The sequence below is a fragment of the Nesterenkonia sandarakina genome (assembly GCF_013410215.1).
Classification (GTDB): domain Bacteria; phylum Actinomycetota; class Actinomycetes; order Actinomycetales; family Micrococcaceae; genus Nesterenkonia; species Nesterenkonia sandarakina.
Genome location: NZ_JACCFQ010000001.1, coordinates 2,391,376 through 2,414,302 on the forward strand (window position 1 = coordinate 2,391,376; position 22,927 = coordinate 2,414,302).

Below are 22,927 nucleotides of genomic sequence, written 5' to 3' on the forward strand. Positions count from 1 at the left end.
CATTCATGCAGTTTCACCATCATGGCTACGTCTCACAGAACCCCCGGGTCCAGGCGCCCGCCGGGGTCGGACTCGACCGGCCGCAGGAGCTTCCGGAGCACATGGACGTGCTCATCGTGGGAACCGGCCCGGCCGGAATGATCGCCGCCGCGCAGCTGGCGCAGTTCCCGCAGGTCCAGACCCGGATCATCGAGAAGCGGCCGGGTCGGCTCGAGGTCGGGCAGGCCGACGGCATCCAGGCCCGCAGCGTGGAGACCTTTCAGGCTTTCGGCTTCGCCGATGAGATCTCCAATGAGGCGTACCACATCACCGAGATGGCGTTCTGGAAGCCCGACCCGGAGGCACCGCAGAACATCGTGCGCACCGCGCGCCCCGCCGATGACCCGCACGGGATCAGTGAGTTCCCACACCTGATCGTCAACCAGGCGCGGGTGCTGGACTACTTCGGGGAGTCCATGGCGAACTCGCCCTCCCGGATGTCCCCCGACTTCGGCTGGGAGTTCCTGGGACTGACCGTGCACGAGTCCGGGGAGCACCCGGTGGAGGTGACCCTGCGCCGCACCGCTGGTGCCGGTGCCGGCTCCACGGCTGGGGCGGGTGCCGAGCGCACCGTCTGGGCGAAGTACGTGCTCGGTGCCGACGGGGCCCGCAGCGGAGTCCGCGCCGCGATCGGTCGTACCCTTCAGGGGGACCGGGCGAATCACGCCTGGGGCGTGATGGATGTCCTGGCCGTCACCGACTTCCCCGATATCCGGCGCAAGTGTGCCATCCAGTCCCGCTCCGGCGGCAGCATCCTGCTGATCCCGCGCGAGGGCGGGCACCTGTTCCGGATGTATGTGGACCTCGGGGAGGTTCAGCCGGGGGAGGGCGCCCAGGTCCGCAAGACCAGCGTGGAGGAGATCGTCGAGAACGCCAACCGGATCATGCACCCCTATACGGTGGAGGTCAAGCACGTCGCCTGGCACAGCGTCTACGAGGTCGGACACCGGGTGACGGACAGGTTCGACGACGTGCCCACCGAGCTTGCCGGTCAGCGTGATCCCCGGGTCTTCATCGCCGGGGACGCCTGTCACACGCACAGCGCGAAGGCCGGCCAGGGGATGAACGTGTCCATGCAGGACGGCTTCAACCTGGGGTGGAAGCTGGGTCAGGTGCTCACCGGTCGCAGCCCCGCCACTTTGCTGAGCACCTACTCCGCGGAGCGTCAGGTCATCGCGCAGAACCTCATCGACTTCGACAAGCAGTGGTCCACCCTGATGGCGCAGAAGCCTGAAGAGATGGAGGATCCCTCCTCGCTGGAGGACTTCTATGTCAAGACCATCGAGTTCCCGGCCGGGTTCATGACCGAGTACACCCCCTCGATGATCACCGGTGAGGCCACCCACCAGGAGCTCGCCACCGGCTACCCGGTGGGCAAACGATTCAAGTCGGCTCTGGTCAACCGGGTCAGCGACGGCAACCCGCTGCAGCTGGGGCACCTTGCCGCCGCAGACGGGCGGTGGCGGATCTACGCCTTCGCCGACGCCCCGGCGCCCGGAGCACCGCACACGGCTGAACCTTCGGCGCTGGCGCACTGGGCGCACTGGGTGCACACCGACCCAGCCTCCCCGGTGCGGCGCCACAGCCCGCCGGCGCAGGACGAGGACTCGCTCTTCGACATCAAGGTCATCTACCAGCAGACACATGAGAAGTTCGACGTCACCGACGCCCCGCGGGCCTTCCTGCCCACGGTGGGTCCCTTCGGGCTCACCGCCAGGGACCGGATCTTCGGGATCAACCCGGAACACGACATCTTCGAAGAGCGCGGGATCAGCCGGGAGGGCTGTGTCGTCGTCGTGCGCCCGGATCAATACGTCGCCCATGTGCTGCCGCTGACCGACACCTCGGCGCTGGCAGACTTCTTCGCCGGAATCTTCCTGGAGGCCACCGATGCACCCTGAGAACACCGCCCAGTCCGCCGCTGACAGCCCGGCCGTCCACCCGCCGGAGCACACCGCGGCGCACACCACGCAGCAGCCAGAGCACCTGGGCCTGCCGGTGCGCAATCCTGCCACCGGAGCCGTGCTGGACCGGGTCCGTGATCACTCTGCCGAAGAGGCCGCCGCCATGGTCGACGCCGCCCAGGCGGGGTTCCGGACCTGGCGCGCCACGGCGCCGCGGCACCGTTCGGAGGTGCTCATGGCCGCGTATCGGGGGATGCAGGAGCAGGCCGAGCGGCTGCGCGACCTGATCGTCGCGGAGAACGGAAAGTCGAAGGCCGACGCCGCTGCTGAGGTCAGCTACGCCGCGGAGTTCTTCCGCTGGTACGCCGAGGAGGCCGTGCGCACCCCGGGTGAGTACACCGAGGCGCCGGCCGGGGGAGTCCGGAACGTGGTGACCCGGCACCCGGTGGGGGTCGCGGTGCTGATCACGCCATGGAACTTCCCGGCCGCAATGGCGACTCGCAAGATCGGCCCCGCCCTGGCGTCCGGCTGCTCGGTGCTGCTCAAGCCCGCCAGCGAGACCCCGCTGACCGCCTTCGCGATCGCCGAGATCCTCACCGAAGCCGGCGTGCCAGAAGGGGTGGTGCAGGTGGCGGCGTCGAGCTCCGCCAGCCGGGTGGTCAGCGCCTGGCTCGCCGATGACCGGGTGCGCAAGCTCTCCTTCACCGGCTCCACCGGCGTCGGGCGGCGGCTGCTGGCCCAATGCGCCGAGCGTGTGGTCAACACCTCCATGGAGCTGGGCGGGAACGCGCCGTTCATCGTGACCGCCGACGCTGACGTCGACGCCGCAGTGGACGGGGCGATGCTCGCGAAGTTCCGCAACGGTGGTCAGGCCTGCACCGCGGCGAACCGCTTCTACGTGCACCAGGACGTGCTGGGGGAGTTCACCGAGAAGTTCGGCGCCCGGATCGCCGCGCTGCGTGTGGGCGACCCGGCCGGGGGCGCCGAGATCGGTCCGGTGATCACCGAGCAGGCGGCCGAGCAGATAAGGGAACTGATCCGCGGTGCCCGGGAGCAGGGTGCGGTGATCGCCGCCGAGGCACACCTGCCGCAGGACCTGAACCGGGCCTTTCTCGCCCCGACTCTGCTCACCGGGGTGCCCACGGACGCCGAGATCCTCCGCGAGGAGATCTTCGGACCCGTGGCACCCGTGGTGGCGTGGACTGATCTGGATGCGGTGATCGAACTCGCCAACGCCGCGGAGGTCGGACTTGCCGGCTATGTCTACGCCGGGAAGCTGCAGGCCGCGATGAAGATCGCCGAGCGGCTGGAGGTCGGGATGGTCGGGGTCAATCGCGGAATCGTCTCGGACCCCAGCGCTCCGTTCGGCGGGGTCAAACAGGCCGGGATCGGGCGTGAGGGTGGCAGATTCGGCATGGAGGAGTTCACCGAGGTGCAGTACCTGAGCGTGGACTGGCCCTGATCCGGGCAGGTTCACCGGGGGTTTCACCGCCGAGAGCTCATCAAGGGTTCTGCCAGAGACTCAGCCGAGAACTCAGCCGCGCAGCACCTTCTCCGTCTTCTTGCCCCGGGCCATCTCGTCGATGAGCTTGTCCAGGTAGCGGATCTCGCGCATCAGCGGCTCCTCGATCTCCTCCACCCGGACCCCGCAGATCACCCCGGTGATCAGGGAGCGGTTCGGGTTCATCGCCGGGGCCTGGGCAAAGAACCTCTCGAAGTCCACTTCCTCGGCCAGCACCGTCTGCAGCTGCTCCGCGGAGTACCCAGTGAGCCAGGAGATGATCTCATCCACTTCGGCCTGGGTATGCCCCTTGCGCTCGGCCTTGGCCACGTAGTGCGGGTAGACGCTGGCGAAACTCATCGTGTAGATCCGGTGCTTCGTCATATCCCAAGCTTCTCATTGCCGAAGCATCCAGTCCCAGCGTTCCTCTCCTGAGCTCGGTGGGACTAATGGCCCTACGACCTTGTGTGACCCACGCAGCACAGTGGTTCCGGGCACGCGATCGCGTGCAGCACCGGTCCAAGGGTGGGAGGACATCGCCGATGCAGACCGCAGCCGTGGCACAGACTGGTACCAGCGCCTTGCTCACAGGCGCAGTAGAGGCAGAGCTCAGACGGATCTCCGAGCTCCCCGAAGGGTCTGTGACCGCGCAGGTCCACGACCGCTGCGTGATCCTGCAGGGTGAAGTCGACTGGATCTACCAGCGCGATGCTGCAGAGCTGGCCGCGCGCCGGGCCACCGGAGTGGAATCGGTGCAGAACCTGATTGCCACCGCCGCCCGGACCCCATTGCGCAACGCTGAAGAGCGGCTGCGCAACGCCTGTTTCCGCGACCCCCAGATCGATGCTGACCACGTGATCGTCACCATCACCGGGCGGATCGCCGTGTTGACCGGCCATGTGAAGTCTCTGGCTGAGAAACGGCAGGCGGGCCTCGCCGCGTGGATCTCCCCAGGTGTGACCGCGATCGAGAACCGTCTCGAGGTACGCCCGTCATGATCTGCGGAGCTTGAGCCTGGCGGGAGCGCGTGTGCCTGCGTAGGAATTCCTGAGTGGAACCGTGAGAAGGAGTGCTTCATGAGCAAGCGGGCGAAGAAACGGCTGAGCAAGAACCAGCACACCAAGAAGCAGTGGAAACAGATGAGCCCCGAACGACGAGCCCTTTCCATGGCGCTCGCCGCGGCGCAGATCTCGCTGGCGGTGACGGCCTGGATCGATCTCGCCCGGCGGCCCGCCCATCAGGTCAACGGCAAGAAGAGCATCTGGGCGGGCATCATCGGGATCAATTACGTCGGCCCGATCGCCTATTTCCTCAAAGGCCGGCGCACTGACTGATCAGCCAGGGATCATCCACTGATCAGCCGCTGCCGGTTCCCTCTCCGAGCTCCCGTTCCGGATGTGGTCCGAACTGGAAATGGCGACCGCTGACCTCGGAAGGGATCACCCGAACGTAGTTGTCCTTATAGGTCGGCACCCAGGGACGCAGCTGAAGCTGCTCGGCCTCCTCGATCTCAGTGGAGCTCTGCAGCCACTGCGCCGTCCCGCGCACCGTCACGGACCAGGCGGTGTCCTCCGAGATCTGATCGGTCTCGAAGAGCACGTCCTCGTTGATGGCGAGCTTGGCGAGCTTCGTACCCGGCGCCGTGCGGAAGATCAGGCTGCGGTCGGGGGCCGTTGCGTAGTTGATCGGAAAGACATCTGCTCGCTGGCCCAGGACGACGATGAGGCGCCCGAATCGACTGCGTTCCAGCAGTGCCCAGATCTGATCCTCATCCAGCACCAGGATCGGGTCGCCGTCGGCGTGTTCCAGGATCACGGCGGGTCCCCCTTCAGCGTCCGCGGGTCGGGACGACGAGGACCGGGCACACTGCGCGATTGAGCACTGCCTGGCTGACCGAGCCCAGGAGCAGTCCGGAGAAGCCTCCGTGGCCTCGCGTGCCCAGCACGACCAGTGCAGCGGTCCGCGAGGCCTCCGAGAGCACCCCGGCCGGGGAGCCGTCGAAGAACTGCCACCGGACAGTAAGTTCCGGGAACTCCGCAGAGACCCGGTCTGCTGATTGCTGCAGGTGCTCGGTGTAGGGGCGTCGCAGGTTGGGGATCTCGAGATTGTGCTCCACGGTGTTCGGGTACCAGTGTCCCTGCGCGTTCAGCGGCGCCGCAGAGACCAGCGTCAGCGGGTTCTGCAACAAGGAAGCGGCCTGTGCCGCCAGGGTCAGGACCTCTTTGGCTTCGGTCTCGACGTCGATCCCGACGACGATCTCAGAGTCGAAGTTCAGGTCCCGCGTCACATTGGCGAAGTGGCGCCGCTCATGGGATCTCGGGTGCGACTCCTCCACCTGACGCAGCGGCTCCGCCGCACCGGACTTCTCCGAAGGGAGGTCCTGGGCGGGAGCAAGCAGCTCGGTGGAAGACTCGTTGTGCCACTTCTCGGGGACCACCAGGGTGGGGCAGTGAGCGTGCGCGGCCAGCTTGGCTGAGACGCTGCCGAGAACTCGGCCGGCAAAGCGATTGCGTCCGCGCTTGCCCGCCACCACCACCTGGGCGGATCGAGTCTCCGCCAGGAGCTCCGAGCTCGGGTCACCCTGTACGGCTCGGGTGGTGACTGTGACCCCGGATTTCTCCGCCTGCGCGGCATAGCCACGCAGCATCTTGTGCACCTCCTGCACCACGGTCTCGAAGTACTCCTCCATCGTCGGGACGTAGTAGGCGTCGGTCACGACGGGACGAGGAAACGTGCCGACCAGGCGCATCGGAAGCCCTCGCTGCTGGGCGATCCTCAGCCCGGCGCGGAAGGCGCGTTCACTGGCGGCCGAGCCGTCCAGGCCGACCAGGACGCCAGGATCCCGGTCGGTGTCTTGCTCGTGTGAAGAGTCGTCGTGCGCATGTGAAGAGTTCATGGCCTCACGGTACGTCCGTTAATCGAGAAATCTAGGGTCTTTAGACCCTGCAGAGAACACCCTTCAGGATCCAGGTGAGGAAACAGCTTAGAGCAGCTTGGGAATGCTGATGAGTCAGGCCAATCTCGAGCAGGATTGCGGGTGATTTGGTCTCTCTCCGCCAGTCAGAAGGACTTTCGGCCCTTCTCGGGTCGGCAACGGCACCAGAGAGTGAACCGAAAGACCGGGAGGGGTCACCATGAAGGCTCTGCAGTATGTGACGATCGGGCAGCCCCCCGATGTGCGCGAGGTTCCGACTCCCTTGGGTGGCCGGAACCGGGGGTCCCGGCCGGAGCTCGTAGAGGTCCTCGAGCTCGCCCGGAACGGTCAGCTGGCGGTGGAGATCGAACTCTACTCCTTGGACCAGGCCCCCGAGGCCTACCGCAAGCTTCACGACGGCGAACTGCGTGGTCGCGCTGTGGTGGTTCCCTGATCTGGGGCACCGGAATAGGATCAAGAATGAGGCGGACGAATTCCAACAGTGGGGGCGTCGCTCGCCTCGATGTCGTCAGACCCCCGGTGGAGGTTGGTCATGGACAACGACGCGTACACAGCACCCCGACCTGTCGCATTCGATCCTGCAACCCGTGACCTGGGGGTGTTGGTCGGATTCGACGGGTCCAAGCAGTCGTTTCTCGCTCTGCACTACGGTGCCCTCGCCGCGCAGCGCAGCGGGAGGGTGCTCACGGTGGTCAGCGCGTTCAGCGTGCCCGCCCGGATCTACACCACCCTGGCCGCGGTGCCGGAGAAGTCTGAGGCCGAGGTCGCCGTCGCTGCGGCCAAGAAGGTGCTCCTCGAGGCCCGAGAGTATCTCCAGCACTATCCGGGGAAGGTGATCTACCGGACCGAACGCGGGGATGCGGCGGGAGTGCTGGTGGATCTCTCCACGGTGGCGGAGCTGGCGGTGGTCGGTGCCCGGGGTCGAGGAGGTTTCCTGGGGCGAGTGCTCGGTTCGGTCTCCACGGCGCTGCCCGCCCACGCCCACTGCCCGACGGTGGTGGTCACCCGGCAGTACGAGGTGAACGAGTCCGAGGGTGCCGAACGTTTCACCGCCGGACGTGACCGGCGTCCGGTGGTCGTCGGGATCGACCTTTCGGCACCGAGTCGGGTCGCAGTGCTCCAGGCGGCGCAGTCGGCGCTGAACCGAGGCGTCACTCTGCACATGCTGCTCGCGCTGCCGTCTCTGGAGGGGTGGCTCGACTGGTACCCGGAGCTGGACTCGACGGATGAGGGTGTCACCGACCGGCGCAAGACGCAGCTGGAGAAGTCCCTGGAAGAGGAGACCCGCTGGGTCAAGACGCACTTCCCCGCGCTGGATGTCACCGCGGCGGTGAAGCCCGGTGACCCCGTGGCCCTGCTGGCCAAGCAGACCCGAGAGGCCCAGCTCACCGTGGTGGGCACCAGAGGGCGGGGCGGATTCACCGGAGCGCTGATGGGCTCGGTCTCGCGAGGTGTGCTGCTGCGCGCAGCCGGACCGGTCATGGTGGTTCCGGATCTGCAGGACAAGCGGCTTCAGGACCAGCCCGTGACCTCCAGGTGAGCTGTCCGCCGTGACTCGCAGGATCATCCTGGTCCGGGCCGTGAACGTCGGTGGCACGGCGAAGCTTCCGATGGCCCAGTGGCGCGCCCTGGCGGAGTCGCTCGGGGCCGCCGAGGTCTCGAGCTACATCGCCTCCGGGAACCTGCTCTGCATCCCGCCCGGCCTGCCTGAGGACTTCGATCGCGCGCTTGAAGCCGCGGTGCAGGCACGGTTCGGCTTCTTCCGCGAGGTGGTCAGTCGATCCCATGATGAAGTGCTCGATGCCCTACAGGCCCACCCCTTCGAAGTGATCGACCCCCGGTTCTCCTACATCACCTTTCTGCAGGCATCACCGACGCCTGACGCGGTGCGGGCAGCCAGTGCGCTGGAGACCGGGGACGACCGGTGGCAAGTGATCGGCCGCGAGATGCACCTGCGCTACGCGCAGGGAGCGGGCGCGCCGCAGATGAAGGAGCTCGCCATCTCCAGGACGCTGGGGGTGACCGGGACCGCGCGGAACCTCAACACGGTGCGCCGGCTCATCGAGCTGGCGGGTGCCTGATGCGGCCGCTCTTGGCCGTGCCGGCTGGCTCCCGGGGTGCGCCGTTCCGCCAGGTGGCCTCGAGCTTCCGGGCGGGGTTGACCCGGGGGGGGGTGGGCTGCAGGCTCAGAGCCACTCCCGGGAGCGTGCGTAGCGCGCGGCCTCCCGGCGATTCGGCGTCTGGGTCTTCTGCATCGCGTTGGAGAGGTAATTGCGCACCGTGCCTTCGGCCAGGTAGAGCCGACCGGCGATCTCAGCCACGGAGGACCCGTGGAGGGTTTCGCGCAGCACGTCGAGCTCCCGCTCGGTCAGGGGAGAGTCATCAACCACCGCCAGCGCGGAGATGTCCGGGTCGATCCAGCGTTTGCCGGCGTGCAGCGTCTCGATCACCTCGGCGATCATCGTCGGGTGTGCGGATTTGCTCACGAACCCACGGACCCCGAGCTTCAGCGCCCGGCGCAGCACCCCGGGACGAGCGTGGCGGGTCAGCATCAGCACCACCTGCTCCGGGTTCTCCGCTCGGATCCGTTCCACCGCGGCGAGACCGTCCATCCCCGGCATCTCCAAGTCGATCACCACCACATCGGGACGATGCTCCAGCACCGCGGCGACGGCGCCCGCCCCGTCAGCGGCCTCGGCCACCACGCTGATCTCGGCCTTCAACGGCAGCAGCGCGGCCAGTGCCGAGCGCAGCAGCGCCTCGTCGTCGACCAGAAGGCCCCGGATCACGTCGCGCTCCGCTGCGGTTCTGACTCAGCCTCGGGGGTGAGTGACCCCGCATCCAGGAAGCTGGCGGAGGTGCTGAACGTCCCGGAGGCCTGCTCGACGCGGAGCCGACCTCCGGCGTCGGCGACACGCTGGCGCAGCACCGAGAGCCCGCTGAGCGGTGGCAGTGGGCCTTCCGCCGCGCCGTCGTTGTACACGACCATCTCGCTTTCGGAGATCCGGATCTGCACCTCGGTGGGATCGGCATGGCGCAGGATATTGGTGGTGGTCTCGCGCAGCACCTGGCCCAGGAGCTCATCCAGACCCGCCCTGATCTGTCCATGCCGACTCATCCGCACCCGGACCCCGACCGCCTCGAGAAGATTCTTCGCGTTCTCCAGCTCGGCGCTGAAGTTCAGCTTGCGCTGGGCGTAGGCGAGGTTCTTGGTCTCTCGGATGGTCTCATCGACCTGGTCATAGACCTCGCGCAGCTCGACTCTTGCCCGTTCCGGATCCCGCGCCAGCAGCTCTTCGGCCAGGGCCACCTTGAGGTTGACCATGTGCAGGGTGTGCCCCTGGATGTCGTGGAGGTCGCTGGCGAAGCGCATCCGCTCCCGCATGATGCCCAGTTCAGCCTCCGCCTCCTGGGCGGTCTCCAGGTCCTGAAGGATCCGCCAGTAGCCCCGCATCATGAGCAGCACGGCGGCGACAAACACGCTCAGCCCGCCCGGCACCAGGACGTATCGGGTGACGTCGATCCAGGTCACGGGTTCACTCAGGAGATAGAGGCAGCCGATCCCAGCGATCAGCACCCCGAGTCCGAAGATCCAGACCAGCTGTCTCTGGCGCATCTGGGGTATCAACACTCCGCTGAGCATCGCGGCTCCGAAGAACGCCACCGGATTCAACGCCAGCACCGCGCAGACGATCCAGACAAGGAACGAGAAGGCGAGCGCCAGGCTGGTGGAGACCGGATGATCCCGCGGGTTCCACTCCAGCAGCACCAGGAACGTGAGGAGGATCCCTAGGCTGAAGCCGATTCCTTCGCGCCACGAGTCTGAGGTCATCGCCACGATCGCCAGAGCCACCGGCGCGATGGCCACCACAGTGGTGAGCACCGTGGCACGGTGCATGCGTCGTTGCGCCTCGACAGAGGTCGATGACATCAGCTCGTTCCTCGCAGTCCGGTCTTATGAGTTCTCATGGTCCTTCATCTTCTCGGATCCGGCTGCCGCCCGGCAGTGACAAAACGTCATGGTCGCTGCTGACAATCTATGACTGCCGCGTCGGCCCGCCCAGGCGTGGAATAGGAGCATGAACACAGACACCGTCATCAACGTCGAACGCCTCAACGTCCGCTACGGCGATTTCCACGCTGTCAAAGACCTCACCTTCGATGTCCGACGGGGCGAACTCTACGCCCTGCTCGGCACCAACGGCGCCGGCAAGACCTCCACTCTGGAGGTCATCGAAGGCCACCGCACCGCCTCCTCAGGCAAGGTCTCGATCCTCGGTGAGCACCCGCGCAACCGCAAGGCCGTTCGCCCCCGAATGGGCATCATGCTCCAGGACAGTGGCTTCGCCGCTGACCTGAGCGCCATGGAGACCGTGACCCTGATCGGGGGCCTGACCGGGCGCCGTGATCATCCCAGCCGGGTGCTCGACGTCGTCGGACTCACCACCAAGGCCGACACCCGGGTCTCCGCCCTCTCCGGTGGTGAGAAGCGCCGACTGGACTTCGCCACCGCCATCTACGGGTCACCAGAGCTGGTCTTCCTGGATGAGCCCACCACTGGTCTGGACGTGGCCTCTCGCGACGACCTCTGGGACGTGGTGGACCGGCTCCGTGAAGACGGCGCGACCATCGTGCTGACCACCCACTACTTGGAAGAGGCTCAGCAGCGTGCGGACCGGATCGGACTCATGCACGAAGGGACCTTCCGGATGCAGGGCACCGTCTCAGAACTGACCCAGACCCTGCCCGGCACGATCACCTTCCAGCTTCCCATGGACGCCCCGCAGCTTCCGTTGGAAAGCTCTCACACCGGCAACGGCACCCTGCTCATCGAGACGCACGGACTCCAGCAGGACCTGCACACCCTGCTGTCTTGGGCTCAGGCGACGGGTACCGAGCTGCGCGACCTCGCCGCGGGACCCACCCGGCTCGATGACGTGTTCCGCTCGATCACCCGCGACTGACCCGCACACCTGTCCTCACTCACGACGCCTCCCTTCACCCACGACGCCATCTAAGGAGTCTCACATGCTCACCATCGCTCGCAGCGAGCTGCGACAGATCATTCGCAACCGGATGGTCTTCTTCAGCGCCACCGTCATCCCCGTGGGTCTGAGCCTGCTCTTCATCGCCCAGCGCGACGCTTTCAGCCAGGTCCCCACCGGCATCGGATTTCTCGCCGGGGCCTTCATGATGATCCTGATCAGCATGGGCCTGTACTCCACCGCCGTGACCACCCTGGCCGCCCGCCGGCAGACTCTGTTCCTCAAGCGGCTGCGCTCCACCGCGGTCAGCGACCCCGTCGCGCTGGCCGGGATCCTGGGACCCCCAGCGCTGATCGGGATCATCCAGGTCACTGCGGTGCTTGCCGTGCTCGCGGTGCTCACCGAGGCACCGGCAGAGATTCCGCTGCTGATCCTCTCCGGGCTGTCCTTGGTGCTGATGATGCTCGGCCTGGCCCTGGCCACCGCCGGGATCACCACCTCACCAGAGCACGCGCAGGTCACCACGCTGCCAGTCACCATGGGCACCTCCGCGATCGCGTTCTGGATCGGGTTCACCGGCACCGAGGACCTGGGCATGCTCAAGCGAGCGCTGCCCGGTGGTGCGGCGACCGAGCTGACCATCAATGCCTGGAACGGCGGCACCGACCTGATCGACAATCTCCTGCTGCTGCCCCCGACCCTGGCCTGGGTCATCATCGGGGTGATCTTGGCCAAGCGATTCTTCCGCTGGGAACCACGGCACTGAGACTCACGCTGAGGCTGAGGGGGAGAGCGGCCCCGCCGTCGTCCTCAGGCGTAGGCACGGGAGCCACCATCACTCCGGTGCCTACGCTCTTGTCATGCCGTGTCATGTGATGGCAATACAGTCGCGGTCCTGACCAACGGGTCCCTCGGATCTTGGAGGCGGACCGTGTCACCAGCAACCCGGGCCGAGCCCGCTGATGCTCTGTTATCCGTGGCGCTTGGCGCGGGCTGCGGCCTTCTCGTAGAGGTTCTCCACGACCCGCTGGAAGTCATGCATGACCTCGGCACGGCGGATCTTCAACGAAGGTGTCAGGTGCCCTGAATCGATGGTGAAGTCGTCCTCGAGCACGGTGAAGCTGCGAATCGACTCTGCCTTTGAGACGCTCGCATTGGTGGAGTCGATGACCTCCTGCAGGTGCGCGAGGACCTCGGGGTGTTCGGTGAGCTCCTTCATCGAGGTGTCTGGGTCCAGTCCTTTGCTGCGCAGCCACGCAGGCATGACATCTCCGTCAAGGGTGATCATCGCGCTGATGAAGGGCTTTCCGTCTCCGACGACCACAGCCTGGGAGACCAGCAGGTCTGCACGGATGGCGTCTTCCAGCTGTGCCGGGGCGACGTTCTTCCCGCCGGCCGTCACCAGGATCTCCTTCTTGCGTCCGGTGATGATCAGCCGTCCCGCCTCGTCGAGGCGTCCGAGGTCCCCGGTGTAGAACCAGCCGTCGGTGGAGAAGGACTCGGCGTTGAGCTCGGGCCGGTTGCGGTAGCCACGGAAGACGCTGCTGCCGCGGACCAGCAGTTCGCCGTCGGCCTCGACCCGGACGGCGTTGCCCGGCAGCGGAATGCCGACGGTGCCGATCCGGTAGACGGACGGGATGTTTCCGGTGACGGGGGCCGTGGTCTCGGTGAGACCGTAGCCTTCGATGATCTGGATGCCGACGCCGTGGAAGAAGTGACCCAGACGTTCACCCAGAGGTGAGCCGCCGGAGAACGCATGGGTGACGTTCCCACCCATCCGGCGACGCAGTTTCGAGTAGACCAGTCTGCTGAACAGCGCGTGCTTCAGGCGCAGGCCCAGTGGGGCGCCGCCGTCTGCGGTGGCCTGGGACCAGGCCACCGCAGTGTCTGCCGCGGCCGCGAAGATCCGCTTCTTGCCGTCGCCCTCGGCCTTCAGCGCCGCAGCGTTGTAGATCTTTTCAAAGACTCGGGGAACCCCGAGCAGGAAGGTCGGACGAATCACACCCAGGTCTTCGATGAGCTGCTTGATGTCGGGGGTGTGTGCGACCCGTCCGCCTGCGGCGATGAAGATCACGGAGATGAACCGGGCGAAGACATGGGCCATGGGGAGGAACAAGACGGTGGAGGAGTGCTTTCCGACCACCCCGTCCATGGCGGCAAGGGTTTGCAGGCTGTGCTCCACGAAGTTTGCGTGGGTCAGCTCGCAGCCTTTGGGACGACCGGTGGCGCCGGAGGTGTAGATGATGGTCGCGAGATCCTCGCCGACGGCGGCGGCCCGCCGGGCTTCCAATACCTGATCTGTGACGGCGCGCCCAGCGTCCCGGAGCTGATCAAGAACACTGGTCTCCATGAGCAGCACGTCCGGAGCTTTCGGGAGTCCCGAGCTCGCCAACCCCTCGAGGATGGTCTCCCGGTGCTCTGGGGTCTCGGCGAAGACCAGGCTGAGCTCGGAGTCCTCGGCGATCCACGCGAGCTGTGACGCGGAGGAGGTCTCATAGACCGGCACCGAGACCGCACCGGCGTACCAGAGCGCGAAGTCCAGCAGGCTCCATTCGTACCGGGTTGCGGACATCAGCCCGACCCGGTCTCCGGCTGCCACGCCGTGCTTCAGCAGGCCCTTGGCCAGCGCCGTGACATCGGCATGGAAATCCTGAGCGGAGACGTCCACCCAGCCACCGGCGGCATCGCGTCGGGTGAACAGGATGTTGTCAGGGTCCTCGCTGCGCTGCTGCTGAAGCAGATCGGTGATGTTCATCTCGGACGGCACGTCGACGAGCGCCGGTATCGCGATTTCCTGCACGGAGTTCCTCCCGGTCTGGTGACGCGTTATCGGGCAAGCGATGCCCAGTTAGTGATCGGTTGCCGATCACCGCCTCGGGAAGCGTATCCTGCCTGGCTTGGCGTGTGCTCACAGCCGAAACCTGACGACGACGTGTGAAGCCGCAGGTCACGGGACGTGACCGGCCCGGGTCAGACCCGGGGGAGGTCCACGTGCTTGATCGCACCGTCCTTCAGCCGCAGCAGCACGTTGCGTGGCGGGCGTTCTGCGGAGGCTGGGTAGGTCAGGGTGAACGGTTCTCCGGCCGTGAGCGTGATCGGAAGCTCCACCGGTTCACGCCGCAGGGCCTCCGCGAGGCTGTCCCGCTCGTTGAGAATGGCGACGACTGTTACGTCGATGCTGCTGGTCAGCGTGATGGTCCCGGGTCGGTGGGAGGCAGTGATCCGGGCGTCCCGACCGAGGTGACCCCGCGCGATGGCCACCACCACGGCAGCAACTGCCAGGATGGTGATCGCGCCAGCAGCCAGCCAGTTCGCAGAGAGAAGGTCCATGGACGCAACCCTACGCAGTCAGCAGAGTTCGGTGAGCACGACGCGAGGTCGATTTGCTGCGAAAGCGAAGCCGACCGGATTCGCATCCGGGTCTTGGGCGGCACGACGGGGGAGCGGTGCCGCACCCTCCAGGGGTGCGCTGCGGGCGTCGCGAAGGTGCCCTGAGAAGGGCTCCGGACGTGAACTCAGCCGGTGAACTCAGCCGGTGGGATCAGGCGGTCGGCTAGCCGAGATGGTCGCGAAGGCGTTTCGGAGCGCGGGCCTCCCATGCCTCCTGCAGCAGTTCTCTCAGCTCCTGCGCATCAACATGATCCAGGCGCACCAGCACACTGGTGTGATCGCGGAAGTGATCCGTGGTGAAGAACTTCACCGGGTCTGACTGGAGCAGGGCTTCACGTTCCTCCAAGCTGCTGCGCCAACAGATCAGGATCCCCGGGGCTTCGTGTATTCGAGCGAAGATCCTGCCCCGGACGTAGAACCCCGGGGTCCCCCAGGAGGGCCGTTCGATGACCTCCGGAAGCTCCAGTGCCAGGCGGCGGACATCCTCTTCGGTAGTCATGCCGAGACCGAATCACAGCGGATCATGTGACCAGTGTGGCGAGTCCGAGGGCATTCAGCCATAACTGGGGACTGGTAGTGCGCAGGGAGACCCCGCTCAGCACGATGAAGCTGAGCGGGGCCTCCGTGGGTTGGAACCGAGCTGACTACTGAACTGCGAAGAAGTGATCCTCGGTGTCCACGAATCCAAGGCGCACACGCAGCGCACCATCCTCATCGCCTTCAGGAACGGCGAGCGCGACGTTGCCCTCTTCGGTGCCCCCGTTGTACAGCTCGGTGGCGGAATCAAACTCATCGGGCGCGATCACCAGCTGGTCAAAGGCGCTGACGGTTTCGCCGCTGCCAGAGACGTAGGCCACTTCGGTTCCCAGCAGGGGGACCTCAGATTCATCGCCCAAGTAGGTGGCGGTCATATTGATGAGAGCGTAGCTAGAGCCCTCCGGGGCCGGATCGCTGAACTCGTTCTCTGCGGCGATCTGGTCGTCGGCATTGAGCGTGACGCTGTTGATCGTCACCTCCCAGTCTTCGTTGGAGACCGTCTCACCGATGGGCAGGGGATTCTCGCGCGAACCTTCATCGCCGGCATCTTCGGCGGGGGTGGGTTCTGCACCCTCATCCTCCTGAGCCTGGGCAGCCTCGCTCTCTTCTTCTGCCTCGGCCGCCTCCTCTTCCGCCACAGTGGCTTCGGCTTCCTCCGAGGTGTCGGCTTCGGCGGTGTCAGAACCTTCGGTGCTCTGCATCTCATCGTCCACAGCCGTCATGAACGCCCCGAATAAAGCAAACCCAATGATGGCGATCAGCACGGCAAGGGCCCCCGTGATCACACCTGTTATACCTTGGCCACGGCCCCGGCGCTTGACAAAGGCAATAGTGCCCAGCACGACGGCGATGGGTCCGAGAATGAAGCTCACACCCGCTATGACAGGAATGAAGCTCAGCACGATGGCGACGATGCCGACCACCATGGCTGCGATCCCCAGTCCTTTGCTGGAAGGCGCGTGCTGCTGCTGCTGAGGTGGTGGATAGGGGTACTCGTGGGTCGGTGCAGACATGATTTCCTCTCGGCGCGAGTGAACGCTCAGATACGGTTTACTTTTCGACAGTTCTGCTCCCCCTGGCTATTCACATTATGGCGCGGGGGAGAGAACTACAAGACTCGAACAAAACAACATCATCAGGCGGCGATTCATCTCTGTAGGCCGGGTCTGATAGCCGCTGAACCCGTGCGGATCACCCTTTGAGCTGCGCCGCCGGACTTCTGAGTTTGTTCTTGCCGCGATAGTAGACAAAGCCTCTGACATGTCCCGCGACACAGCAGCGAGACACCATTGATCTGGAGAGTCGATACAGGATTGAACCGGGATCGATGACACAGAAAGCCCTCAGAGCTCGCTGCGGCCGGAATCTGCGACTGACCTCAGGAGTGACTGTCGACGCGGGCGCAGGGAAGATTTCTGAGAAACTTCGCCCCGGCGTTGAACGCACCCCACCCGAGAGACGTAACCCATAGACCATTTGCAATCACTGGTGGAGGGACGCGACGACATGAGTACTCGGGCCCAACTGGAGAAGCAGGCGCACCTGGCGCTGCTGGACGTGGACAAGTATCGGCTGGAGGCCCACGCCGCGCGGGAGGCGCGAGATCTGGGCAGCTCCTATGCAGCCTTCGAGGACATCATCACTGCCGCGCGTGCAGGCAGGGCCGCCCTGGAAGCCGTGGAAAGCATCAATGAACAGCGGCGCCGCCGGGAACCTGCCGCCTAGTCAGGACCGCGCGTGCGCACGGCAGAGCCCACCAGATGAGGCCCGCCACAGGAAGCGAACAACGGAAAACGGCCCTGGTCAGATGACCAGGGCCGTTCCATGGGGTGAGCGACGGGGCTTGAACCCGCGACCCTCGCGACCACAACGCGATGCTCTACCAGCTGAGCTACGCCCACCATGTGAAGCCGTGACCGGCTTCGGAGTCGCTGCACATCAGCCCGGAAGGGCTGAAAGCAACGCAGATCAGTCTACACAGATCTCCTGGGAATCCGGAAATCGTCTCAGCTCGGTTTGAAGACCGTCCGACGGTAATGACGCAGCTCCTCGATGGAGTCCCGGATGTCGCCCAGTGCCCGATGATTTCCGGTCTTCGCCGGAGCGGACTTCTTCGCCTCCGGGTACCACCGGGCGGAGAGCTCCTTGATCGTGGAGACGTCGATGAGCCGGTAATGCAGGTGCTTTATGAGATCCGGCATGGCCACACGCAGGAAGGCCTTGTCCGCGTGGATCGAGTTTCCAGCCAGCGGGGCGACCCCCGCCTCTGGGATCCACGCCTTGATGTACTCCAGCACGCGCTGTTCCGCGGTCTGCACCGAGACCCCGTGCCGGAGGTCCTCCAACAGCCCGGAGGCGGTGTGCATCTTCTGCACGATCGGGGCCATGGTCTCGATCCGTTCCGCCGGGTCGGGGGTGATGACCACCTGGACGCCCTCGCCGAGGATGTTCAGCTCGGCGTCGGTGACCAGGGCCGCGATCTCCACCAGGACGTCGTGGTCCGGGTCCAGGCCGGTCATCTCGCAGTCGATCCAGACCATCCGGCCGGCCCAGGAGCCGCCGGGGCGGGTCTGCGCGGTGGAGCTGGATGAGGCGTTGGTCTCAGTCTCTTGGGAAGTCACGGTTCGTACTCTACCGACAGCCGTTCAGGCACCGGGGTCAGCCCGGGCAGTGGTGATAAATTCAAAGGCGATGAGCGCTGAGGCTGGAGCCACCGAGAACAGCCCCGCACTGGGAGGTGCTGAGGGTCCCCTCGGGCTCGGCAACCCCGCCCGCACCGCGACCACCGACCCTGTTGCTGGACGGCCGCGCAAGCGGGACATCTGGCTGCACATCCTGCGTTCCTCCACCCGCCCCAAGAGCATCTGGTCCCCGCTTCTCGAAGGCCTGCTCGGCTCGATGCTGGTGCTGCTGGGATCCTTCGGCGTCGGCTGGCTGGTCAGCGTCTCCCCATTGTCCCGTCAGCCGTGGATCATCACCTTCCGCACCGAACCGGCCGGCGTCGTCGTCGCCACGATCGCGCTGACCCTGGGGTGCTGGGTGATGCTGCGCGCCTGGCTGCGGCTGGGTCGCGTCCTGGAGGACCCGGATCAGTCGAAGCACTGGCCCGCAGGATCGCTGCGCACTGTCAACGCCGCCGTCGTGCTCTGGTCGCTCCCGCAGCTGGTGACCATCCCGATCTTCTCCCGCGACGTCTTCGCCTACCTCAACCAGGGACGCCTGGTGCTGGCCGGTCAGGACCCCTACACCACCGGGGTCTCCACCCTGAACAACTGGTTCCAGCTCGGCACAGACATCCTCTGGGCTGAATCTGAGACCCCCTATGGTCCGCTGTTCCTCTGGCTCGAGGCCGCGGTGATGAGCGTCAGCGCAGACAGTCCCGACCTCGCGCTCTTCCTCTTCCGGCTCGCCTGCGTGGGCGGAGTGGTCATGATGATGATCTTCGTGCCCAAGCTCGCCCGGCTGCACGGGGTCGACCCCGCACGGGCACAGTGGATCACGCTGGCGAACCCGCTGCTGATCATCAGCTTCATCTCCAGCGCCCACAATGACGCCATCATGGTCGGCTTCGCGCTGGCCGGGGTCTACGCCGCAGCGCATGGCAGGGGAGTGCTCGCCACGCTGCTGGTGGTGGTCTCGATCGGGATCAAACCGATCACCATCGTGCTGCTGCCCTTCATCGGGCTGCTCTGGGCGGGCCCCGGCGCCTCCTGGTCCCGGAAGTTCCGCTACTGGTTCCTCACCGCCGGCATCGCCGCCGCGGTCATGGTCAGCATCGGCCTTCTGCAGGGCTACGGCTTCGGCTGGCTCGCGGTGCTCGCCGGCACCGGCACCGGCAGCGTCTTCTGGTCCCCGATCGGGATCGCCGACGGCTGGCTGAGCACCCTGCTGCGCTCCTTCGGCCTGGACAGCGGCTGGACCCTGGAGATCTTCAAAGTGGCCGGGCGGATCCTCTCGGTGGCGGTGGTGCTCTGGCTGATGTTCCGCGGGGATGAGCGGTTCGTCGTCCAGCGCATGGTCTGGGCGTTCACCGCCCTGGTGGTGCTCTCACCGATCATCCAGCCCTGGTACCTGCTGTGGCTGCTGCCGCTCTTCGCGATCACCGGGATCCGCAAAGACTGGCAGTTCAAGTGGGTGGTGTTCACCATCGCCTTCTTCCTGGCCTTCGGCGCCTCAGACCAACTCTCGATCTACCAGTTCCTCGGACTGGATCAGCAGATGATCGCGCTTTCAATAGCGGTCTCCTGGATCTGCATCGTCTGGCTGGCCCTGCTGGACCGACAGACCCGCTGGGTCCTCTGGGACGGCTGGGGACTGCCCTCAGTCCGCTGGGAGTGGCCCCGGCTGCGGGGACGACGATCCAGCCCGCGCGAAGACACCACCGAAGACACCACTGAAGACACCGACGACGACGGCGCGGCCGCCAGTCCCGCCGAAGCCGGAAGTCCCGCGGCTGTCACCGCGCCCGCGGCCCGGGGTAAGTCCGGCGGCTCACCGCTGAAGAATCCAGGCGCCGCACCCGCGGGAGAGGAGAGCGCCCCCGGTGCGCGCTAATCCCGTCTCACGCAACGCGCTGCGCGCCCGGTCCTTCCTGGGCCAGTGGCCACCGACCGCCTGGCTGATCGGCGGAGAGGAGGCCGCCGCCTCACACACCGCACGGCAGGGCCTGCTCGCCTCGATCATGATCATGCTCGGGTCCTGGGGGGTCGGCTGGCTGGCCATGACCCCGCAGTCGCTGCTCGCGCTGAACCCGGTGCTGCTGCCGCTGCGCACGACGACGGCGGGAGTCATCACCTGTACGGTGCTGCTGGTCCTGGGAGCGCTGCTGCTGCTGCGATCCTGGCTGCGACTCTCACAGCGGGTGGGCTCCTGGTCCGCCCGGACCACACCGCTGATGCGCCGAACGCTGCTGATGTGGGCCACGCCGCTGATGTTCACCCTGCCGATCTTCTCCCGCGACGTCTACTCCTACCTGGCCCAGGGCCGGGTGCTGCACGCAGGGCTCAATCCCTATGAACATGGCGTCTCGGAGCTGCCCGGCTGGTTCATGGAGGGAGCCGATGGGCTCTGGGCGGAATCTCCCTCGCCCTACGGTCCGCTGTTCCTGGTGCTCGCGCAGCTGGTCTGGTTCCTCTCCGGGGGGATCCCCGAGGTCGCGATCGCGATGTTCCGGGCGCTCTCACTGCTCGGGATCGCGCTGATGCTCTATTGCATCCCGCGCCTGGCGAAGGCCTTCGGCTCGGAGCCCTCCTGGGCGCTCTGGGTGTGCCTGCTGAACCCGCTGACCCTGCTGGTCTTCATCCCGGCGGCGCATAACGACGCCTTGATGATCGGGCTGATGCTCGCCGGCACGCTCGCCGGGCTGCGGAGGAAACGCCTGCTGTGCATCGTGTTCTTGGTCGCGGCGATCGCGGTGAAGCCCATCGCGATGGTGGTGCTGCCCTTCATCCTGCTGCTGCCGCTGCGCGACACCGCCGCGCTGCGAGACCGGTTCCGCGAATGGGCGATCGGCGGCACCGCGGCCGCTGTGCTGCTGATCGCCGGCGGCGCGGCGCTGGGCATCGGGCTGGGCTGGATCGCCTCCGCGCTCGGTGCGGGTGCCGCAGTGCTGCAGGCCGCCCCGGTGGGGCTGCTGGGGATCGGGATCGGCGCCGCCGCGGAAGCACTCACCGGAGTCGAGGCCGCCAGGGTCACGCAGATCATCTACACCCTGGCCCGCGCCGCAGCCGGAGGCGTGCTCGCGTGGATGCTGCTGCGCCGCGCCGTCGGGAACCCGGTCCTCTGGGCCGGCTACGGCCTGACCCTGGTGGTGCTGACCTCCTCGATCATCCAACCCTGGTACCTGCTCTGGCTGCTGCCGTTCTACGCAGTGGTCCATGTCTACCGCGGACGAGTCCTGGTCCTGGTCACCACGGTCTTCACCGTGATGGTGCTGCTCTCCATGGTCGGGCAGCTCTCGGTGGCGCAATGGATCGACGCGGCAGCGATTCACACCATCGCCATCACCGTGGTGACGCTGTACCTGATCTACGTGGTCTTCCTGGACCCCAACACCACCGACTTCTTCGACATGCGGCGCCGCTCCCAGCGCTGGAATGCGCAGCACGGGTGGCAGCGGCTGAGAGGATTGACCCCGCCGCGCACCTCCTGGGCGGCCGAGGACATCTACGAGAAGGACACCCCGTGAAGCTCCCCGGCTCCCGACTGCTCTGGCTGCTGCTCGCCGCCACCACCCTCGGCGCTGCGCTCTCCGTGGTGGCGGTGCAATGGTGCCGGGTCAACGGCTGGACCGACCCTGACCAGCACATCCACATGTGTTACTCCGACTTCTCGCTGCTGTTCAGCCAGCGCGGGCTCGCCGAGGGCCTGTTCCCCTTCGTCGACGACGTCCCAGCCGATCAGGTCATGGAGTACCCGGTGCTGCTGGTGATGGTCGCCGGAGTGCTCGCCCTGCTGGTCCCCGGGGAAGGCATCACCGACGAGCGCATCCTGGCCTTCTACGACCTCAACCACTTCGCCGTGGTCCTGTGCTGGCTCGGGGTGGTGCTGGCCACGGCCTACTCCACCGCTGGGAATCGCCGGCAGGACGCGCTGATGGTCGCCCTGGCGCCGGGGATCATCCTCTCGCTCTCGATCAACTGGGACATGTGGGCGGTGTTCCTGGGCGCGCTCGCGCTGCTGCTCTGGGGCCGGTCGCATCCGATCTGGGCCGGTGTGCTGATCGGCCTGGGCGCGGCGATGAAGCTCTATCCGCTGTTCTTCCTGGGCGCGATCCTGGTGCTCTGCCTGCGCAGCGGGCGGCTGCGCTGCTTCGCCGCGACGACGCTCGCCGCAGCGCTCACCTGGCTGGCGGTGAACCTGCCGTTCATGATCCTGCAGTTCGAGCAGTGGTCCACCTTCTACCGGTTCTCCTCCGAGCGAGACGTCAGCTTCTCCTCAGTGTGGCTGTTCTTCACCTGGCTGCCCTTGGACGGCGCCGGGTTCTCCCTGCTCTCCAACGGCCTCTTCCTGGTGTGCTGCCTCGGCGTGGCCTACCTCGGCTGGGCGGCGCCGACCCGGCCTCGGATGGCGCAGCTGTGCTTCCTGATCGTGGCCAGCTTCCTGCTGCTGGGCAAGGTGTACTCACCGCAGTTCGTGATGTGGCTGATCCCGCTGCTGGTGCTGGCCCGCCCCAAGGTCCGCGGATACCTGGTGTGGCAGGCCGCAGAAGTCTTCCACTGGGTCTCGGTGTGGATGATGAGCGCGAAGATCACCTCCGGCGGAGAGTTCGCCGGGGGCACCGAGCTGATCGACTGGGCCTACCACCTTGGGATACTCGCCCATATGGCCACTTTGATCTACCTGATGGTCCAGGTGGTCCGCGAGATCCTGGACCCCGAGAAGGACATCCTCCGGTCCCCGGCACCGGCCGTGCAGGGACCGGGGCAGGACGACGACGTCGCGCGCAGCGCCCACCAGCCCACCGAGCCGGCGCGGGGTCCGGCGCCGGCCACGGCGGCCACGGCGGCCCCGGTGTTGACCGACCCGGTGTTGACCGACCCGCTGGGCGGAGTCACCGGGGGACACCCCGATGTCTTCGGCCTGCCTGGCCTGGGCCGGAAGACCTCACTGAGGCTGCGCTGGTGAGCCGAGGGCC

23 protein-coding genes and 1 tRNA gene are annotated in these 22,927 nt (G+C 66.4%); 13 read left to right on the plus strand and 11 right to left on the minus strand.

All coding sequences use genetic code 11. The features are described from left to right. Window positions 1-5 precede the first annotated feature (5 nt). Both HNR11_RS11015 and HNR11_RS11020 read left to right on the plus strand, forming a co-directional pair. Window positions 6-1,940 carry an FAD-binding monooxygenase gene (locus HNR11_RS11015; RefSeq protein ID WP_179442299.1) on the plus strand — a complete coding sequence of 645 codons (1,935 nt, stop codon included), beginning with the start codon at window positions 6-8 and terminating at the stop codon, window positions 1,938-1,940. Beyond that, the gene (locus tag HNR11_RS11020; protein ID WP_179442300.1) at window positions 1,930-3,405 is read left to right on the plus strand and encodes an NAD-dependent succinate-semialdehyde dehydrogenase; all 1,476 of its coding nucleotides are present in this window, start codon (window positions 1,930-1,932) and stop codon (window positions 3,403-3,405) included. The genes HNR11_RS11015 and HNR11_RS11020 overlap by 11 nt, the downstream gene beginning before the upstream one ends. A 72-nt stretch (window positions 3,406-3,477) precedes the next feature. Here HNR11_RS11020 and HNR11_RS11025 read toward each other — a convergent pair whose 3' ends face one another. Beyond that, window positions 3,478-3,828 carry a DUF2200 domain-containing protein gene (locus HNR11_RS11025; RefSeq protein WP_179442301.1) on the minus strand — a complete coding sequence of 117 codons (351 nt, stop codon included), beginning with the start codon at window positions 3,826-3,828 and terminating at the stop codon, window positions 3,478-3,480. Window positions 3,829-3,986: 158 nt separating this feature from the next. Between HNR11_RS11025 and HNR11_RS11030 the strand changes: the two genes are divergently transcribed. Together HNR11_RS11030 and HNR11_RS11035 are read left to right on the plus strand one after the other, a co-directional pair. Continuing rightward, on the plus strand, window positions 3,987-4,442 hold the full coding sequence (locus HNR11_RS11030) for a BON domain-containing protein (RefSeq protein ID WP_179442302.1): 456 nt from the start codon (window positions 3,987-3,989) through the stop codon (window positions 4,440-4,442). A 78-nt stretch (window positions 4,443-4,520) separates the two neighbouring features. Further along, the gene (locus HNR11_RS11035) at window positions 4,521-4,778 is read left to right on the plus strand and encodes a PLD nuclease N-terminal domain-containing protein (RefSeq protein ID WP_179442303.1); all 258 of its coding nucleotides are present in this window, start codon (window positions 4,521-4,523) and stop codon (window positions 4,776-4,778) included. Window positions 4,779-4,800: 22 nt separating this feature from the next. Here HNR11_RS11035 and HNR11_RS11040 read toward each other — a convergent pair whose 3' ends face one another. Then, a complete protein-coding gene (locus HNR11_RS11040; protein WP_179442304.1) occupies window positions 4,801-5,259 on the minus strand; it encodes a pyridoxamine 5'-phosphate oxidase family protein in 459 nt (152 codons plus the stop codon). A gap of 13 nt (window positions 5,260-5,272) precedes the next feature. Continuing rightward, window positions 5,273-6,340, minus strand: coding sequence for a universal stress protein (locus HNR11_RS11045; RefSeq protein WP_179442305.1), 1,068 nt, complete (start codon window positions 6,338-6,340; stop codon window positions 5,273-5,275). A 238-nt stretch (window positions 6,341-6,578) separates the two neighbouring features. Here HNR11_RS11045 and HNR11_RS11050 point away from each other — a divergent pair, with 238 nt between their 5' ends. The 3 genes from HNR11_RS11050 (at window position 6,579) to HNR11_RS11060 (ending at window position 8,460) form a co-directional block, all read left to right on the plus strand. Then, window positions 6,579-6,812: a zinc-binding dehydrogenase gene (locus HNR11_RS11050; RefSeq protein ID WP_179442307.1), complete on the plus strand. Its 234-nt coding sequence runs from the start codon at window positions 6,579-6,581 to the stop codon at window positions 6,810-6,812. A gap of 99 nt (window positions 6,813-6,911) precedes the next feature. Continuing rightward, complete coding sequence (locus HNR11_RS11055; RefSeq protein WP_179442309.1) at window positions 6,912-7,919, plus strand: universal stress protein; 1,008 nt, start codon at window positions 6,912-6,914, stop codon at window positions 7,917-7,919. A 10-nt stretch (window positions 7,920-7,929) separates the two neighbouring features. Beyond that, on the plus strand, window positions 7,930-8,460 hold the full coding sequence (locus HNR11_RS11060) for a DUF1697 domain-containing protein (RefSeq protein WP_179442311.1): 531 nt from the start codon (window positions 7,930-7,932) through the stop codon (window positions 8,458-8,460). Window positions 8,461-8,565: 105 nt separating this feature from the next. Here HNR11_RS11060 and HNR11_RS11065 read toward each other — a convergent pair whose 3' ends face one another. Both HNR11_RS11065 and HNR11_RS11070 read right to left on the minus strand, forming a co-directional pair. After that, complete coding sequence (locus HNR11_RS11065) at window positions 8,566-9,168, minus strand: response regulator (protein WP_179442313.1); 603 nt, start codon at window positions 9,166-9,168, stop codon at window positions 8,566-8,568. Then, window positions 9,165-10,310 (minus strand): sensor histidine kinase, encoded by a 1,146-nt coding sequence (locus HNR11_RS11070; protein WP_179442315.1) that lies wholly within the window; start codon window positions 10,308-10,310, stop codon window positions 9,165-9,167. Before HNR11_RS11070 ends, HNR11_RS11065 begins: the two co-directional genes overlap by 4 nt. A gap of 148 nt (window positions 10,311-10,458) precedes the next feature. On the opposite strand from HNR11_RS11070, the gene HNR11_RS11075 reads away from it, so the two are divergent. After that, window positions 10,459-11,343, plus strand: a complete 885-nt coding sequence (locus tag HNR11_RS11075) for an ABC transporter ATP-binding protein (RefSeq protein ID WP_179442317.1) — start codon at window positions 10,459-10,461, stop codon at window positions 11,341-11,343. Between the two features lie 64 nt (window positions 11,344-11,407). Next, a complete protein-coding gene (locus tag HNR11_RS11080; RefSeq protein ID WP_179442319.1) occupies window positions 11,408-12,130 on the plus strand; it encodes an ABC transporter permease in 723 nt (240 codons plus the stop codon). A 204-nt stretch (window positions 12,131-12,334) separates the two neighbouring features. On the opposite strand, the gene HNR11_RS11085 is transcribed toward HNR11_RS11080, so the two are convergent. The 4 genes from HNR11_RS11085 to HNR11_RS11100 form a co-directional block, all read right to left on the minus strand. Further along, on the minus strand, window positions 12,335-14,164 hold the full coding sequence (locus HNR11_RS11085; protein WP_179442321.1) for an AMP-binding protein: 1,830 nt from the start codon (window positions 14,162-14,164) through the stop codon (window positions 12,335-12,337). A gap of 170 nt (window positions 14,165-14,334) precedes the next feature. After that, window positions 14,335-14,694 carry a hypothetical protein gene (locus tag HNR11_RS11090; RefSeq protein WP_179442323.1) on the minus strand — a complete coding sequence of 120 codons (360 nt, stop codon included), beginning with the start codon at window positions 14,692-14,694 and terminating at the stop codon, window positions 14,335-14,337. Window positions 14,695-14,917: 223 nt separating this feature from the next. Continuing rightward, entirely contained in the window at window positions 14,918-15,253 is a 336-nt protein-coding gene (locus HNR11_RS11095; protein ID WP_179442325.1) for an MmcQ/YjbR family DNA-binding protein, read from the minus strand. Between the two features lie 145 nt (window positions 15,254-15,398). Beyond that, window positions 15,399-16,304, minus strand: a complete 906-nt coding sequence (locus tag HNR11_RS11100; RefSeq protein ID WP_179442327.1) for a DUF4190 domain-containing protein — start codon at window positions 16,302-16,304, stop codon at window positions 15,399-15,401. Between the two features lie 493 nt (window positions 16,305-16,797). Here HNR11_RS11100 and HNR11_RS11105 point away from each other — a divergent pair, with 493 nt between their 5' ends. Next, window positions 16,798-17,016: a hypothetical protein gene (locus tag HNR11_RS11105; protein ID WP_179442329.1), complete on the plus strand. Its 219-nt coding sequence runs from the start codon at window positions 16,798-16,800 to the stop codon at window positions 17,014-17,016. A gap of 100 nt (window positions 17,017-17,116) precedes the next feature. Here the strand turns inward: HNR11_RS11105 and HNR11_RS11110 are convergent. Both HNR11_RS11110 and orn read right to left on the minus strand, forming a co-directional pair. Beyond that, window positions 17,117-17,192, minus strand: a tRNA-His gene (locus HNR11_RS11110). A 105-nt stretch (window positions 17,193-17,297) separates the two neighbouring features. Next, window positions 17,298-17,912 (minus strand): oligoribonuclease, encoded by a 615-nt coding sequence (orn, locus tag HNR11_RS11115; RefSeq protein ID WP_343050659.1) that lies wholly within the window; start codon window positions 17,910-17,912, stop codon window positions 17,298-17,300. Window positions 17,913-17,982: 70 nt separating this feature from the next. Here orn and mptB (HNR11_RS11120) point away from each other — a divergent pair, with 70 nt between their 5' ends. Genes mptB (HNR11_RS11120) through HNR11_RS11125 form a run of 3 tightly spaced genes read left to right on the plus strand, consistent with a single transcriptional unit; the run spans window position 17,983 to window position 22,917 of the window. Continuing rightward, on the plus strand, window positions 17,983-19,845 hold the full coding sequence (gene mptB, locus HNR11_RS11120; protein WP_179442331.1) for a polyprenol phosphomannose-dependent alpha 1,6 mannosyltransferase MptB: 1,863 nt from the start codon (window positions 17,983-17,985) through the stop codon (window positions 19,843-19,845). Next, window positions 19,835-21,478 (plus strand): polyprenol phosphomannose-dependent alpha 1,6 mannosyltransferase MptB, encoded by a 1,644-nt coding sequence (gene mptB, locus HNR11_RS14105; RefSeq protein ID WP_343050660.1) that lies wholly within the window; start codon window positions 19,835-19,837, stop codon window positions 21,476-21,478. Before mptB (HNR11_RS11120) ends, mptB (HNR11_RS14105) begins: the two co-directional genes overlap by 11 nt. Further along, a complete protein-coding gene (locus HNR11_RS11125; protein WP_343050661.1) occupies window positions 21,475-22,917 on the plus strand; it encodes a glycosyltransferase family 87 protein in 1,443 nt (480 codons plus the stop codon). Before mptB (HNR11_RS14105) ends, HNR11_RS11125 begins: the two co-directional genes overlap by 4 nt. Window positions 22,918-22,927 lie beyond the last annotated feature (10 nt).